Annotated in this window: 13 protein-coding genes; 6 read left to right on the forward strand and 7 right to left on the reverse strand. The window is 68.3% G+C overall.

The window, feature by feature from the left end:
* Window positions 1–12: 12 nt before the first annotated feature.
* Together sdhC and ACPWT1_RS10590 are read right to left on the reverse strand one after the other, a co-directional pair.
* On the reverse strand, window positions 13–444 hold the full coding sequence (gene sdhC / locus ACPWT1_RS10585; RefSeq protein WP_427915321.1) for a succinate dehydrogenase, cytochrome b556 subunit: 432 nt from the start codon (window positions 442–444) through the stop codon (window positions 13–15).
* A gap of 121 nt (window positions 445–565) precedes the next feature.
* A complete protein-coding gene (locus ACPWT1_RS10590; RefSeq protein WP_427915322.1) occupies window positions 566–1342 on the reverse strand; it encodes a GntR family transcriptional regulator in 777 nt (258 codons plus the stop codon).
* 178 nt (window positions 1343–1520) lie between these two features.
* On the opposite strand from ACPWT1_RS10590, the gene ACPWT1_RS10595 reads away from it, so the two are divergent.
* The gene (locus ACPWT1_RS10595) at window positions 1521–2507 is read left to right on the forward strand and encodes a malate dehydrogenase (protein ID WP_427915323.1); all 987 of its coding nucleotides are present in this window, start codon (window positions 1521–1523) and stop codon (window positions 2505–2507) included.
* Between the two features lie 16 nt (window positions 2508–2523).
* Window positions 2524–3513: an HpcH/HpaI aldolase/citrate lyase family protein gene (locus ACPWT1_RS10600; protein WP_427915324.1), complete on the forward strand. Its 990-nt coding sequence runs from the start codon at window positions 2524–2526 to the stop codon at window positions 3511–3513.
* Here the strand turns inward: ACPWT1_RS10600 and ACPWT1_RS10605 are convergent.
* A complete protein-coding gene (locus ACPWT1_RS10605) occupies window positions 3420–4022 on the reverse strand; it encodes a hypothetical protein (RefSeq protein ID WP_427915325.1) in 603 nt (200 codons plus the stop codon). The genes ACPWT1_RS10600 and ACPWT1_RS10605 overlap by 94 nt on opposite strands.
* Window positions 4023–4203: 181 nt before the next feature.
* Between ACPWT1_RS10605 and acnB the strand changes: the two genes are divergently transcribed.
* Entirely contained in the window at window positions 4204–6789 is a 2586-nt protein-coding gene (gene acnB, locus ACPWT1_RS10610; protein ID WP_427915326.1) for a bifunctional aconitate hydratase 2/2-methylisocitrate dehydratase, read from the forward strand.
* Window positions 6790–6851: 62 nt separating this feature from the next.
* Here acnB and ACPWT1_RS10615 read toward each other — a convergent pair whose 3' ends face one another.
* Both ACPWT1_RS10615 and ACPWT1_RS10620 read right to left on the reverse strand, forming a co-directional pair.
* Window positions 6852–7349: a pyridoxamine 5'-phosphate oxidase family protein gene (locus tag ACPWT1_RS10615; RefSeq protein ID WP_427915327.1), complete on the reverse strand. Its 498-nt coding sequence runs from the start codon at window positions 7347–7349 to the stop codon at window positions 6852–6854.
* 112 nt (window positions 7350–7461) lie between these two features.
* The gene (locus ACPWT1_RS10620) at window positions 7462–8289 is read right to left on the reverse strand and encodes a helix-turn-helix domain-containing protein (RefSeq protein ID WP_427915328.1); all 828 of its coding nucleotides are present in this window, start codon (window positions 8287–8289) and stop codon (window positions 7462–7464) included.
* 101 nt (window positions 8290–8390) lie between these two features.
* On the opposite strand from ACPWT1_RS10620, the gene serC reads away from it, so the two are divergent.
* From serC to ACPWT1_RS10635, 3 genes are all read left to right on the forward strand, one after another.
* Entirely contained in the window at window positions 8391–9473 is a 1083-nt protein-coding gene (serC, locus tag ACPWT1_RS10625) for a 3-phosphoserine/phosphohydroxythreonine transaminase (protein WP_427915329.1), read from the forward strand.
* Between the two features lie 84 nt (window positions 9474–9557).
* Window positions 9558–12428, forward strand: coding sequence for an aconitate hydratase (locus ACPWT1_RS10630; RefSeq protein ID WP_427915330.1), 2871 nt, complete (start codon window positions 9558–9560; stop codon window positions 12426–12428).
* 24 nt (window positions 12429–12452) lie between these two features.
* Window positions 12453–13628, forward strand: a complete 1176-nt coding sequence (locus ACPWT1_RS10635) for an FAD-dependent monooxygenase (protein ID WP_427915331.1) — start codon at window positions 12453–12455, stop codon at window positions 13626–13628.
* 53 nt (window positions 13629–13681) lie between these two features.
* Here the strand turns inward: ACPWT1_RS10635 and ACPWT1_RS10640 are convergent, their stop codons facing one another.
* Together ACPWT1_RS10640 and kynA are read right to left on the reverse strand one after the other, a co-directional pair.
* A complete protein-coding gene (locus ACPWT1_RS10640) occupies window positions 13682–14323 on the reverse strand; it encodes a hypothetical protein (protein WP_427915332.1) in 642 nt (213 codons plus the stop codon).
* Between the two features lie 145 nt (window positions 14324–14468).
* On the reverse strand, window positions 14469–15317 hold the full coding sequence (kynA, locus tag ACPWT1_RS10645; RefSeq protein ID WP_427915333.1) for a tryptophan 2,3-dioxygenase: 849 nt from the start codon (window positions 15315–15317) through the stop codon (window positions 14469–14471).
* Window position 15318 lies beyond the last annotated feature (1 nt).

The following is a 15318-nucleotide window of genomic DNA, read 5'->3' on the forward strand; positions in this document are numbered from 1 at the left end:
GCCTTCAGGGAATCAGTACAGGCCGAACAGCTTGGCGCCGAGCAGCACGGTCAGCACGACGGCCGCGACCAGCGTGATGCGCGCCGAGTTGTTGCCGAACTGCTTGTTGGTGGCCGTGTGGCTCACGTCCATCCACAGGTGGCGCACGCCGGCGATGAAGTGGTGCAGGAAGGCCCAGATCAAGGCCAGCGCCACCAGCTTCACGAACCACCCCGGAACAAAACCAAGGCCGCTGTTGAAAGCGGCCCTGAAGCGTGCAAACGACAGTTCGGAGGAGACGGAGGTGTCGAACAGCCAGATGATGAACGGCATCAGCACGAACATCAGCACGCCGCTCACGCGGTGGAGGATCGAGACCCAGCCCGGCGCCGGCAGGCGGTAGGTGGGAAGGTCCCTGAAGGCATTGATGTTGCGGAATTCCGGCCGCTTCTGGGCTACAGGCATGACGGGGCTTTCTGGAAGGTCGCGATGCGCCCGTTGCGGGCGCGGACAGCCTGCGATTCTATTTCAGTGCAACAACCTGACACGTGGGTTGCAAGGTACCCGACAGCCGCGACCACCCATCTCAGCTGAGCTCGTTGCGGTAGTGGCGGCTGTCGGTGCGGTACAGGCCGCGCCGCAATTCCATCGGCACGCCGTTGTAGGTGTAGGCCACGCGCTCGACGCTGAGCAGCGGGCTGCCTGCAGGCACCTCCAGCAGCGCGGCCTGCTGCGCATCGGCGGCCACTGCGCGGATCTTCTCCTCGGCGCGCACCATGCGCACGCCGAACTCGACCTCGAACATCGCGTAGGTCGGGCCAGGGTAGTCCGCCATCTGCTCGGCGGTCAGGCCCTTGAACGCCGTGCCCGGCAGCCAGAGATCCTCGAGGATGGTCGGCGTGCCCTCGAACGAGAGCACGCGACGCACCTGGATGGCCGCATCGCCGGAGCGCAGGCCGAGCAGCCGCGCAATGTCGCCGGTCGCGCGCGAGCGCCGGCAGTCGAGGATGCGCCGTTGCGCAGGCCCCTCCGCGACATTGGCGCCGCTGTCGGGCACAAGCTTCAGGAACCGGTACTGCACGTGCTGCTCGGCATGCGTGGCCACGAACGTGCCCTTGCCTTGCCGCCGGACGAGCAGGTTGTCGGCCGCGAGTTCGTCGATCGCCTTGCGCACCGTGCCCTGGCTGACACGGAACCGCGCAGCCAGCTCCATCTCGCTGGGGATCGTCTCGCCCGGCTTCCACTCGCCGGCCTGGAGGCTCTGCAGGAGCAGGCCCTTGATCTGCCGGTACAACGGGCTGAACGCCGGCGTGCCCTGGGCGGCGTGGTCGGTGCTGTCGTCCGGCAGGGAGGAGGTGGCCATGGGTGCGCGGTGTTGCTCGATGATATCTCTTATATAAGACATAAGACAAATTGACCGGCTCGCGAGGCGCGGGTACACTCGCGGGCTGTCCGCGTGGGCCTCGCCCTGCCGTGCCACCGCTGCCGGCCCGATCCCAGGCTTCGCGCCCGATTCGCAACCTTCCTTCGGAGAACTTCCCATGTCCAAGAAGCCCGTCCGCGTCGCCGTCACCGGTGCCGCCGGCCAGATCGGTTATGCCCTGCTGTTCCGTATCGCCTCGGGCGAGATGCTGGGCAAGGACCAGCCGGTGATCCTGCAGCTGCTGGAGATCCCCGACGAGAAGGCGCAGAAGGCGCTCAAGGGCGTGATGATGGAGCTCGAGGACTGCGCGTTCCCGCTGCTGGCCGGCATGGAAGCCCACGCCGACCCGATGACCGCCTTCAAGGACACCGACTACGCGCTGCTGGTCGGTGCCCGTCCGCGTGGCCCCGGCATGGAGCGCGCCGACCTGCTGGCCGCCAACGCGCAGATCTTCACCGCGCAGGGCAAGGCCCTCGACAAGGTGGCCAGCCGCAACGTCAAGGTGCTGGTGGTCGGCAACCCCGCCAACACCAACGCCTACATCGCGATGAAGAGCGCGCCCAGCCTGCCGCGCGAGAACTTCACCGCCATGCTCCGCCTGGACCACAACCGCGCCCTGTCGCAGGTCGCGGCCAAGACCGGCACGAAGGTCGGCGACATCGAGAAGCTCACCGTGTGGGGCAACCACTCGCCCACCATGTATGCCGACTACCGCTTCGCCACCGTCGGCGGCAAGAACGTCAAGGACCTGATCAACGACCAGGTCTGGAACGCCGACACGTTCCTGCCCACGGTGGGCAAGCGCGGCGCCGCGATCATCGAGGCGCGCGGCCTGTCGTCCGCCGCTTCCGCCGCCAACGCCGCCATCGACCACATGCGCGACTGGGCGCTGGGCACCAACGGCAAGTGGGTCACCATGGGCGTGCCCTCGAACGGCGACTACGGCATCCCGAAGGACGTGATGTTCGGCTTCCCGGTCACCACGGCCAACGGCAAGTACGAGATCGTCAAGGGCCTGCCGATCGATGCCTTCAGCCAGGAGCGCATCAACAAGACCCTGAAGGAACTGCAGGACGAGCAGGCCGGCGTGGCCCACCTGCTCTGATCCGGCGCATCCCGTAGTGAAGCCGCACCCGCGCGACATCCTCCTTGGCGCCCAGGCGCGCACCGGTGGCATCCCGGTGTGCGACCACTACAGCGGCGTGGAGGCGCGGATGCGCAAGAGCCTGCAGTTACAGGCCGAGATGGCGCAGGAGTACGGCGCCTGCGTGTTCGACGTCACGCTCGATTGCGAGGATGGCGCGCCGGTCGGCGGCGAAGCGGAGCATGCCGCGCTGGTCACCGAGCTCGCGCTTGGTGCCGCGCCCGGCGCCCGTGTCGCTGTCCGCGTGCACGCCGTCGACCATCCCGCGTTCGCCCAGGACGTGCAGGTGATCGTCGGCCGCGCCGGCGCACGTCTCGCGCACGTGATGCTGCCCAAGGTCGAGACGGTGCAGGACGTCGACATCGCGGCGCGAGCGCTCGATGCCGCCGGCGCGCCGCAGTTGCCGCTGCATGCGCTGATCGAATCGCCCGCTGCGGTGCATCGCGCGTTCGACATCGCCGCGCATCCGCGCATCCAGTCGCTCAGTTTCGGCCTGATGGATTTCGTGTCGGCCCACGACGGCGCGATCCCCGAGGCCGGCATGGGCGTGCAGGGCCAGTTCACGCACCCGCTGGTGGTGCGCGCCAAGCTGGCCATCTCGTCCGCCTGCCATGCCCATGGCAAGGTGCCGTCGCACTGCGTGGTCACCGAATTCAAGGACCGCGCCGCGATGGCAGCCGCTGCGCACCGCGCCGCCGCGGACTTCGGCTACACGCGGATGTGGAGCATCCATCCCGACCAGATCCGGCCGATCCTGGAGGCGATGTCGCCCAGCGCCGGCGAGATCGGCGAGGCGGTGCGCATCCTTCTCGCCGCGCAGGCCGCGGACTGGGCCCCCATCAGCGTGGACGGCAAGCTGCACGACCGTGCAAGTTACCGCTTCCACTGGCAGGTGCTGGAGCGGGCGCACCGCACCGGCAGGACACTGCCGCCCGAGGCCGCCGAATGGTTCGGCGCCACCCCATGACACCAGGAGATTCCATGCAAGTGCGCTTCGTCGTTTCCGCCTGCCTCGCCGCCCTCGTCGCTGCCAGCCCGGCGGCTTTCGCGCAGGCGGAAAAGCCGGCCGCGAAGAAGGCGGCCGCCAAGCCCAAGCTGAAGCGCTCGGCGCAGAAGGCGGTCGAGGAGGTCACGCCCGTCGACGACGACCCGAAGGTCCAGCTCACCGACGCCGACCTGGAGACCGCCAAGCAGGTCTACGTCGGCAACATCTCGTGCGAGCTCGGCGCCTCCGTCAAGGTGACGCCAGCGCGCCGCACCGGACTGTTCGTGGTGACGACCAAGGGCTACAAGTTCCTGATGCACCCGGTCGAGAGCCGCACGGGCGCGATCCGGCTCGAAGACGGTCGCCGTGGCGCGATGTGGCTGCAGCTGGGCAACAAGTCGATGCTCATGAGCCAGAAGCTCGGCCAGCGCCTGGCCGACGAATGCCAGAGCCCGCAGCAGGTCACCTTCGCCGAGGAACTGAAGAAGCATCCACGCCCCAGCATCCTCGAGGCGCCCAACACCACGATGCAGGAAGCCACCGCGCCCGGCAGTGCCGCCTCCGCAGCCGCAGCGACGGCAACGCCCGCCAAGGGACCGCAGCGCCCGGGGCGGCCGCGACCGGCGCCACCGACAACTGACCAACACCAACACGAACCGCACGGAGAACCCCATGTTGCAAGAGTATGTGAAGCACGTCGCCGAGCGCGCGTCGCTCGGCATCCCGCCGCTGCCGCTGACCGCGCAGCAGACCGCCGCCCTGATCGAGCTGCTCAAGACGCCCTCGACCGCGGAAGCCGACTTCCTGCTGGACCTGATCACCAACCGCGTGCCCGCCGGCGTCGACGAGGCCGCCAAGGTCAAGGCCAGCTACCTCGCCGCCGTGGCCCATGGCACCGAGAAGTGCATGATCATCAGCCGTGCCAAGGCCACGGAGCTGCTGGGCACCATGCTGGGCGGCTACAACATCAGTCCGCTGGTCGACCTGCTCGATGACGCCGAAGTCGGCGCCGCGGCGGCCGACGCGCTGAAGAAGACGCTGCTGATGTTCGACCAGTTCCACGACGTCAAGGAAAAGGCTGACAAGGGCAACGCTAACGCGAAGGCCGTGCTGCAAAGCTGGGCCGACGCCGAGTGGTTCACCAGCCGCCCCGAGGTTCCGAAAAGCATGACGCTCACGGTCTTCAAGGTCACCGGCGAGACCAACACCGACGACCTGTCGCCCGCGCCCGATGCGTGGAGCCGTCCCGACATTCCGCTGCACGCGTTGGCCATGCTGAAGAACCCGCGCCCCGGCATCGTGCCGGAGGAAGAAGGCAAGCGCGGTCCGATCAAGCTGCTGCAGGAACTCAAGGCCAAGGGCCACCTGGTCGCCTACGTCGGTGACGTGGTGGGCACGGGCTCGTCGCGCAAGTCGGCCACCAACAGCGTGCTGTGGTGGACCGGCGAGGACATCCCGTTCGTGCCGAACAAGAAGTTCGGCGGCGTCTGCCTGGGCGGCAAGATCGCCCCGATCTTCTACAACACGATGGAAGACGCCGGCGCGCTGCCGATCGAGCTGGACGTGTCGAAGATGGCGATGGGCGACACCATCGAGCTGCGTCCCTACGAGGGCAAGGCGCTGAAGAACGGCGAGGTGATCGCGACCTTCCAGGTCAAGAGCGAAGTGCTGTTCGACGAGGTGCGCGCCGGCGGCCGCATTCCGCTGATCGTGGGTCGCGGCCTCACGGCGAAAGCCCGCGAGGCGCTGGGCCTGCCGGCCTCGACGCTGTTCCGCCTGCCCAAGGCGCCGAAGGACACCGGCAAGGGCTTCACGCTCGCGCAGAAGATGGTCGGCCGCGCGTGCGGCCTGCCGGAAGGCCAGGGCATCCGCCCGGGCACATACTGCGAGCCGCGCATGACCTCGGTGGGGTCGCAGGACACCACCGGCCCGATGACGCGCGACGAGTTGAAGGACCTGGCCTGCCTGGGCTTCTCCGCCGACCTCGTCATGCAGTCGTTCTGCCACACGGCCGCCTACCCGAAGCCGGTGGACGTGAAGATGCACCACGAGCTGCCCGAGTTCATCTCCACCCGCGGTGGCGTGTCGCTGCGTCCTGGTGACGGCGTGATCCACTCGTGGCTCAACCGCCTGCTGCTGCCCGACACCGTCGGCACCGGCGGCGACTCGCACACCCGCTTCCCGATCGGCATCAGCTTCCCGGCAGGCTCCGGCCTGGTGGCGTTCGCCGCCGCCACCGGCGTCATGCCGCTGGACATGCCCGAGTCGGTGCTGGTGCGCTTCAAGGGCAAGATGCAGCCCGGTGTCACGCTGCGCGACCTGGTGAACGCGATCCCGCTGTACGCCATCAAGCAGGGCCTGCTGACGGTGGCCAAGGCCGGCAAGAAGAACATCTTCTCCGGCCGCATCCTCGAGATCGAGGGCCTGCCGGACCTGAAGGTGGAGCAGGCGTTCGAGCTGTCCGATGCGTCGGCCGAGCGCTCCGCCGCCGCCTGCACGGTGCACCTGAACAAGGAGCCGATCATCGAGTACATCAAGAGCAACATCACGCTCATGCGCTGGATGATCGCCAACGGCTATGCCGACGCCCGCACGCTGGGCCGCCGCATCGCGGCGCAGGAAGCCTGGCTGAAGAACCCGCAGCTGCTGGCGCGCGATGCCGACGCCGAGTACGCGGCCGTCATCGAGATCGACCTGGCCGACGTGCACGAGCCGATCGTGGCCTGCCCGAACGATCCGGACGACGTGAAGACGCTCTCCGAGGTCGCCGGCGCCAAGATCGACGAGGTGTTCATCGGCTCGTGCATGACCAACATCGGCCACTTCCGCGCGGCTTCGAAGCTGCTGGAAGGCAAGCGCGACATCCCGGTGAAGCTGTGGGTGGCCCCGCCGACGAAGATGGACCAGAAGCAGCTGACCGAGGAAGGCCACTACGGCGTGCTCGGCACCGCGGGCGCGCGCATGGAGATGCCCGGCTGCTCGCTGTGCATGGGCAACCAGGCGCAGGTGCGCGAGGGCGCGACGGTGATGTCCACCAGCACGCGCAACTTCCCCAACCGCCTGGGCAAGAACACCAACGTGTATCTCGGCTCCGCGGAACTGGCGGCGATCTGCTCGCGCCTGGGCAAGATCCCGTCGAAGGAGGAGTACATGGCCGACATCGGCGTGATCAACGCCAATGGCGACCAGATCTACCAGTACATGAACTTCGACAAGATCGAGGACTTCAGCAAGGTCGCCGACACCGTGCCGGCCTGAGCCTGCGCGACACGGAAAAAGCGGCCCCGCGGGGCCGCTTTTTCATTGGAGGGAGCTCGCGCTCACACCGTCACTTCGCGGTGCTCGCCCATGGTGGGGCGCTGGCCGCTCACGGCCGCCGCGGCCATCTTGAACAGCTGCGTCGGCTTGCTCTCCTTGACGTCCCAGTACTCGGCGCTGGTGATCTGGATTTCCACCAGTTCCAGGTCGGGGTCGGTCGCACCGCCGGGGAACCAGGCCTTGGCCATCGGGTTGAACAGGCGCTTCTTGGCGTCCATGTCCTCGCTGATGCGCGCCACGCCCGAGATGGAAACGTAGTGGTCCTTGTGCGGATCGGAGTACGAGACGTTCACGTTGCCATCCGCGCGCAGGCGCTGGCCGACTTCGGTCGTGCGGCTGACGAAGAAGTACAGAACGCCCTTCTCGCCGAGCTCCTTGTTCTGCGTCGTCAGCGGGTGCGCATGCAGCCCACCTTCCGGGTGGCGGTGGGTCAGCATCCCGAAGCGGATGTCCTTGATCATGTCCCACAGGTGCTGGTGGGGCGTCTTGTCCTTGCTCATGGCGGTCCTTTGCTCGATGGTCTGGTGCTCATCGTGGAAGGTCGCCGGGCTGCGCGGGGTCGGAAGGGTCCATCGATGCCTGTGCGCGGCCACTGACAGCCCCGAGGGACGCTCAGCCTGGCAGGGCGGCCAGCCGCTGCAGTGCCTGCGCCGTGGCGGCATCGGCGGGGAAGAAGCTCTCCAGCGTGAGTTCCTGGACCGTGACGTCCACGGCCGTGCCGAACACCGTCGTCGTGCTGATGAAGCTCAGCACCGTGCCGTCGGCCATGCGCAGCTGCAGCGGCACTGCGATGCCGAGATGTTCGCCGGGCAACCGCATGGCCTCGTGCTGCGGCGGCATCGGGATGGCGCGCAATTCCTCCAGCAGCGCCACCAGCACCGGATCGGCTGTCGCGCGCACCTGCTGCTCCAGGCGTTCGAACAGGTGCTCGCGCCATTGGCCGAGATTGGCGATCCGCGGGGCCAGGCCGCGCGGATCCAGGCTGAGGCGCAGCACGTTCAAGGGCGGCGCCAGCAGCGCGGGATCGATGCCCGCGAGAAGGTGCGGCAGCATCCGGTTGGCGGCCAGCAGGGTCCAGTGCCGGTCGACGGCCAGTGCCGGTGCCGGCTCGTGAGCCCGCAGGATCAGCTCGACCGCCTCGCGTGCAGGCACCAGCGCCGGATCGTCCAGCGGCCGCTCGCGGTACATCGGCGCGTAGCCCGCCGCGACCAGCATCGCATTGCGTTCCCGCAGGGGCACCTGCAGCCGGTCGGCAAGGCGCAGCACCATCTCGCGGCTGGGCAGCGCACGTCCGGTTTCGACGAAGCTGAGATGGCGCGTCGAGATCGCGGCCTCGTCGGCCAGGCCCTGCTGGCTCAGGCGCCGGTGCTGGCGCCAGTGGCGCAGGTGGGTGCCGAAGTGCGCCGGCACGGAGCGCTGCGGGGAGGCGGTGGTGGACATGCGCGAATGCTAGGGCAGGGGCTGCGGCGGTTCCATGACGCGGCAGGTCATGGAGCACCATCCGGTATGCTGTCCAGTCCCCATCCGAGAGCCGTTTTCCCATGACCCGCGTGTTCAATTTCAGTGCCGGCCCCGCCGTGCTGCCCGAAGCCGTCCTGCGGCGCGCCGCCGACGAGATGCTCGACTGGCAGGGCAGCGGGATGTCGGTGATGGAGATGAGCCACCGCGGCCCGGAGTTCATGGGCATTCATGCCCGGACCGAGGACCTGCTGCGCGAGCTGCTGGACATCCCGTCCAGCTACAAGGTGTTGTTCATGCAGGGCGGCGCAATTGGCGAGAACGCCATCGTGCCGATGAACCTGATCGGCCGCAGCGGCCGCGCCGACTACGTCGACACGGGCGACTGGTCCAAGCGCTCGCTCACCGAGGCCCGCAAGTACGGCACCGTGCAGATCGCGGCCAGCGCCGAGGCGAGCAAGTTCACCGCCGTGCCGAAGCAGTCCACGTGGAAGCTCGATCCCGGCGCGGCCTACGTGCATATCTGCTCCAACGAGACCATCGGCGGGGTCGAGTACCACTGGACCCCGGACACGGGCGCCGTACCGCTGGTGGCCGACATGTCATCCAACATCCTGTCGCGCCCGATCGACGTGCGCCGCTACGGCCTGATCTATGCCGGCGCGCAGAAGAACATGGGCCCGTCGGGCCTGACCGTGGTGATCGTGCGCGACGACCTGCTGGGCCACGCGCTGCCGATCACGCCCACGGCCTTCAACTACAAGGTGCAGGCCGAGAACGACTCGATGTACAACACGCCGCCCACCTACGCGATCTACATCGCGGGACTGGTGTGCCAGCACATCAAGGCGCAGGGCGGCCTGGCGGCCGTGGAGCAGCACAACCGCGCGAAGGCGAAGCTGCTGTACGACTTCCTCGACGGCAGCAGCTTCTTCCGCAACGAGATCGCGCGCGAGGACCGCTCGCTGATGAACGTGCCGTTCAAGCTGCGCGATGAATCGCTCAACGACACGTTCCTGCAGGGCGCGCAGGCCCGCGGCATGGTGCAGCTCAAGGGCCACCGCTCCGTCGGGGGCATGCGCGCGTCGATCTACAACGCCATGCCGATCGCAGGCGTGCAGGCCCTGGTCGCGTACCTGCAGGACTTCGAGCGCGAGCACGGCTGACCGCACCACCGGGCCAGCCCCTGCGCGGCGTCGGTCTTGCTGGGGCGGCACAATGTTTGCCGCCTCACCGACAAGGAGAACAAGATGACGCACGCCTTCGAACGCACCCGCAAGACCATCCGCAGCGGCGGCCGGCAGGGCGGCAGCTACTACTCGCTGCCCGCGCTCGCCGAAGAGTTCCCCAATGTCCGCCGCCTGCCGGTGTCCATGCGCATCGTGCTGGAGTCGGTGCTGCGCAACTGCGACGGGCTGAAGGTGACGCCCGAGCACGTGCGCCAGGTCGCCAACTGGAAGCCGAACGCGCCGCGCACGGAGGAGATCCCGTTCGTGGTGGCGCGCGTGGTGCTGCAGGACTTCACCGGCGTGCCGCTGCTGGCCGACCTGGCTGCGATGCGCAGCGCCGCCGCGCGACTGGGCCGACGCCCTGGTGCGATCGAACCGCTGGTGCCCGTGGACCTGGTGGTGGACCACTCGGTGATGGTCGACCACTACGGCACGAAGGACGCGCTCGACCTGAACATGAAGCTGGAGTTCCAGCGCAATCGCGAGCGCTACGAGTTCATGAAGTGGGGCATGCAGGCCTTCAAGACCTTCGGCGTGGTGCCCCCCGGCTTCGGCATCGTGCACCAGGTGAACCTGGAGTACCTGGCGCGCGGCGTGCACAGCACACCCGATGGCGTGCTCTATCCGGACACGCTGGTGGGCACCGACAGCCACACCACGATGATCAACGGCGTCGGCGTGGTGGCGTGGGGCGTGGGCGGTATCGAGGCCGAGGCGGCGATGCTGGGGCAACCCGTGTACATGCTGACGCCGGACGTGGTGGGTTTCGAGCTCACCGGCCAATTGCGTGAAGGCTGCACCGCCACCGACCTGGTGCTCACCATCACCGAGATCCTGCGCAGGCACAAGGTGGTGGGCAAGTTCGTCGAGTTCTTCGGCGAGGGCACGCGCACGCTGGCCGTGCCGGACCGCGCCACCATCGGCAACATGGCGCCCGAGTACGGCGCCACCATGGGCTTCTTCCCGGTCGACGAGAAGACGATCGACTACTTCCGCGGCACGGGTCGCGAGAAGGAGGAGATCGACAAGCTCGAGGCCTACTTCCGCGCCCAGGGCCTGTTCGGCATTCCGCTGGCCGGCGAACTGGACTACTCGCAGGTGGTGAAGCTGGATCTCGGCGACGTGACGCCCAGCCTGTCGGGGCCCAAGCGCCCGCAGGACCGCATCGACATCGGCAAGGTCGCGCAGCAGTTCCGCTCGCTGTATTCCAAGCCGCCGACGGAGAACGGGTTCAACAAGCCGGCCGAGACGCTGACCACGCGGCACCTGCTGCACGCGGGCGGCGAGACGCCCGATCCCAAGGTGCCGGCCAGCCCGCCCGTGCAGCCCGCGGCGCTCGTCTCGGAAACCGAGATGGAATACAACAAGCCGACGCTCGCATCCGCGCAGTCGGAGGCCGCCGCCGCGCCCATGGCACCGCAGCACGTGACGATCGGCAACGGCGATGTCCTGATCGCTGCCATCACCAGCTGCACCAACACGTCGAACCCCGGCGTGATCCTGGCGGCCGGCCTGCTGGCCAAGAAGGCGGTGCAGGCGGGGCTGCGCGTGCAGCCGCACATCAAGACGTCGCTGGCTCCCGGCTCCCGCATCGTCACCGAGTACCTCACGAAGACGGGCCTGCTGCCGTACCTGGAGCAGCTCGGGTTCACCGTGGCTGGCTACGGCTGCACCACCTGCATCGGCAACTCCGGCGACCTCGCGCCCGAGATCAACGAGGCGATCACCAAGAGCGATCTCGTGTGCGCGGCGGTGCTCTCGGGCAACCGCAACTTCGAGGCGCGCATCCATCCGAACATCAAGGCGAACTTCCTGGCCAGCCCTCCGCTGGTCGTGGCGTACGCCATCGCCGGCACCGTGCTGCGCGACCTGATGACCGAGCCGGTGGGCAAGGGCAAGGGCGGCAAGGACGTGTGGCTGGGCGACATCTGGCCGACCAGCGACGAGATCCACAAGCTGATGAAGAACGCGATGGACGGCAAGGCCTATCGCGAGAACTACGCCAAGGTGAAGAGCGATCCAGGCGAGTTGTGGAAGGGCATCCATGGCGTGGCCGGCGAGACCTACGCCTGGCCGTCCAGCACCTACATCGCGGAGCCGCCCCTCTTCAGTGGCTTCGACCCGCAGCCGCCGGCCAACGATCCGAAGCAGGACGTGTCGGTGCGCGGCGCCCGCGTGATGGCGCTGTTCGGCGACTCGATCACCACCGACCACATCTCGCCGGCCGGCTCGATCAAGGAGAGTTCGCCCGCCGGCCAGTGGCTGCTGCAGCATGGCGTGAAGAAGCCGGACTTCAACAGCTATGGCGCGCGCCGCGGCAACCACGACGTGATGATGCGCGGCACCTTCGCCAACGTGCGCATCAAGAACCTGATGCTGCCGCCGCTGGCCGACGGCTCGCGCGAGGAGGGCGGCCTCACGCTGTACCGCGACGCGCAGGGCAACACCGAGAAGATGTTCATCTTCGACGCCGCGATGAAGTACATGGCGGAAGACCGTCCGACCGTGATCTTCGCCGGCGAGGAATACGGCACCGGCTCGTCGCGCGACTGGGCCGCCAAGGGCACGCAGCTGCTCGGCATCAAGGCGGTGGTCGCGCGCAGCTTCGAGCGCATCCACCGCAGCAACCTGGTGGGCATGGGCGTGCTGCCGCTGCAGTTCAAGGGCGACGAGAGCTGGCAGTCGCTGGGGCTCGATGGCTCCGAGCTGGTGGACATGGTGCCCGATCCCGAGCTGCGTCCGCAGAGCGACGCCACGGTCGTCATCCGCAAGGCCGACGGATCCCGCCACGAGATCACCGTCACCCTGCGCATCGACACCGCCATCGAGGTGCAGTACTACCGGCATGGCGGCATCCTTCCCTATGTGCTGCGGCAGCTGCTGGCCGCCTGAGCGCGGGATGCCGCGCCCAGGGCGGTGACGCGCGAACTGCTGATCGCCGGCGGGGGCATCGCGGGCCTGGCGGCCGCCACGGCGGCGCGGCGGGCGGGCTGGGAGGCGCGCCTGTTCGAGCAGGCCGCCGCCTTCTCGGAAGTCGGCGCCGGCCTGCAGCTCGGTCCCAATGCCACGCGCGTGCTGCGTGACTGGGGACTGCTCGACGATCCGGCGTTGCGCGCTTTCGCGCCGTCACGGCTGCGCGTGCGCGACGCCGCCAGCGGGCGCGAGCTGGGTTCCCTCGCGCTGGGGACGCACGCGGAGGCGCGGTACGGCGCGCCGTACCTCACGGCCCATCGGGCCGACCTGCATGCCGCGCTGCTGCGCGCGGCCATGGACGCCGGCGTGCGCCTGCATCCGGGCGAGCGCATCGCCGGCGCGCAGGTCGATGGCGAGGCCGTGCTGGCGCGCACGGGCTCGGGCCTGCAGGTCGAGGCCGATGCGCTGGCCATCGCGGACGGCGTCTGGAGCGAGCTAAGGCAGCAACTGCTGCATGACGGTCCCGCGCCGTCGACCGGCCATGTCGCATTGCGCGCACTGGTGCCGCTCGACGATGTCCCGGCAGGCTTGCGTTCGGACGACGTGCAGGCGTGGCTGGGGCCGCGCATGCACCTCGTGCGTTATCCGGTGCGCGGTGGAGAGGCGCTGAACGTGGTGGCGTTCGTCGAGGGCAGCGCGAAGGGGCGCGACTGGGACCAGGACGCGTCCGTCGATCGGCTGCAGTCGGTGGCAGGCCGCTTGTGCAGCGACTTGCGCGCGCTGCTGGATTGCGTACCGCAGTGGCGCTCGTGGCCGGTGCACGATCGCGAGCCGGTGCGGGGTGCGCACGAGATGGCGCTCGGTCGCGCGGCTTTGCTGGGGGACGCGGCGCATCCGATGCGCCCCTACCTCGCGCAAGGGGCCGGAATGGCCATCGAGGATGCGGCCGAACTGCAGCGCGTGCTGGCGGCCTGCGACGGCCGCGTGATCGACGTGCCGACGGCGCTGCGGCGCTACGCGCTCAATCGCTGGGAGCGGTGCGCGCGCGTGCAGCAACGCTCACGGCGCAATGGAGCGATCTTCCACGCGACGGGTGTGGTTCGCCTCGGACGCGATCTCGCGATGCAGGCGGGAGGCGAGGCGTTGCTCGACCTCCCCTGGCTCTACCAGGGACCCTAGGGAAGGACGTCTGGGCTTCACCGGCCCGCGGCGGCCAGCGGGCCGGTGGTCTCTCAGAACCGGTAGGTCGCGCCCACGGTCAGCCGGGGCAGGACGGACAGCTTGGACACGTCGTCGCGCACGGTGGCCGTCTGCGCATCGATGTCCGCCTGCGTGATGCCTTGCTTGCCGACCAGGCTGGTGCTGGTGCTGGTGCGGAATTTGCCGAACATCACGCCGGCGTCAGCGTAGAAGCCCCAGCCGGCCTGCTTCGCATCCGGCCTGGAGCCATAGCCCAGGCCGAGATAAGGCGTGACGCGGGGCTGCTTGATCTCCATGTTGAAGAACTCACCCGCCAGGCTGACCGTCTTGCCGTTCACGGTGGCCGCGCCCCCGACGGAATTCAGGTTGAACTTGGTGTCGTTGAAGTTCACGCCGCCGGTGATGCGGAAGCCGGTGCTGCTCGGGAAGTAGTCGACCAGGGCGCTGACCGACTGGGTCTTGAGCTTGCCCTCGAAATTCACGCCATTGTGCTCGCCGCTCCTGGACATGTTCAGGCCGCCCGTGTAGTCGGCCCGGACGCCCACGTCCGACGTGATTCCGTGTGAATAGCCCAGCGTCAGGCCGGGAAAGCCCGCACCGCCGTAGATTTCCCCCGCATGGGCAGACATCGCGAGTGCGCCGAAGGCGGCGAGGGCAAGAAACCTCTTGTGCAAAACAAAACTCCTGAGTTGATGGTGCTGCGGCTCTGCAGCAGGGCTGGGAGTTTATGTCGGCGGGCACAATCCCCTGCCCGTGAAAGTGGACGGTCGCAGCCGCTTATCGCGGTTTTCAGGAACTCCGGCGCATCCCGGTCCGCTCTCAGAGGTCGGTGCGCAGGTGCCAGATCTCGGGGAACAGCACCACGTCGAGCATCTTGCGCAGGTAGGACACGCCGCCGGTGCCGCCGGTGCCACGCTTGAAGCCGATCACGCGCTCGACGGTCGTCACGTGGCGGAAGCGCCAGAGCCGGAACGCGTCTTCGAGGTCGGTGAGTTCCTCGCCCAGCTGGTACAGGTCCCAGTGCCGGTCTGGATCGCGGTACACGGTGAGCCACGCCTGCTCCACTTCGGCGCTCTCCACATACGGCTGCGTCCAGTCACGCTGCGTGTGGCTGGCCGGTACCGCGAGGCCGCGGCGTGCCAGCAGCCGCAGCGACTCGTCGTAGAGCGAGGGCGCTTCGAACGCCGCGCGCACCTGGGCCAGCAGGTCGGCGCGGTGCTCGTGCGGCTTGAGCATCGCGGCGTTCTTGTTGCCCAGCGCGAACTCGATGCAGCGGTACTGCGCGCTCTGGAAGCCACTGGACTTGGCGAGGTACGGCCGGATCGCGCTGTACTCGGGCGGCGTCATCGTCGCCAGCACGTCCCACGCGTGCACCAGCTGTTCCATGATGCGAGAGACGCGCGCCAGCATCTTGAACGCGCTGCCCAGCTGGTCGCGCGCGACGCAGGCGATCGCCGCATGCAGCTCATGCAGCATCAGCTTCATCCACAGTTCGCTGGTCTGGTGCTGGACGATGAACAGCATCTCGTTGTGGTCGGGCGAGAGCGGATGCTGCGCGCCCAGGATCGCGTCCAGGTGCAGGTAGTCGCCATAGGTCATGGCGCCGCCGCTGAAGTCGAGGGTGGCCTTCTCGGCGTGGACGATGTCTTCCGGGCGTCTGTCGTTCATC

It is taken from the genome of Ramlibacter sp. MMS24-I3-19, assembly GCF_050320135.1.
In the GTDB taxonomy this organism is placed as follows: Bacteria; Pseudomonadota; Gammaproteobacteria; order Burkholderiales; family Burkholderiaceae_C; genus Ramlibacter.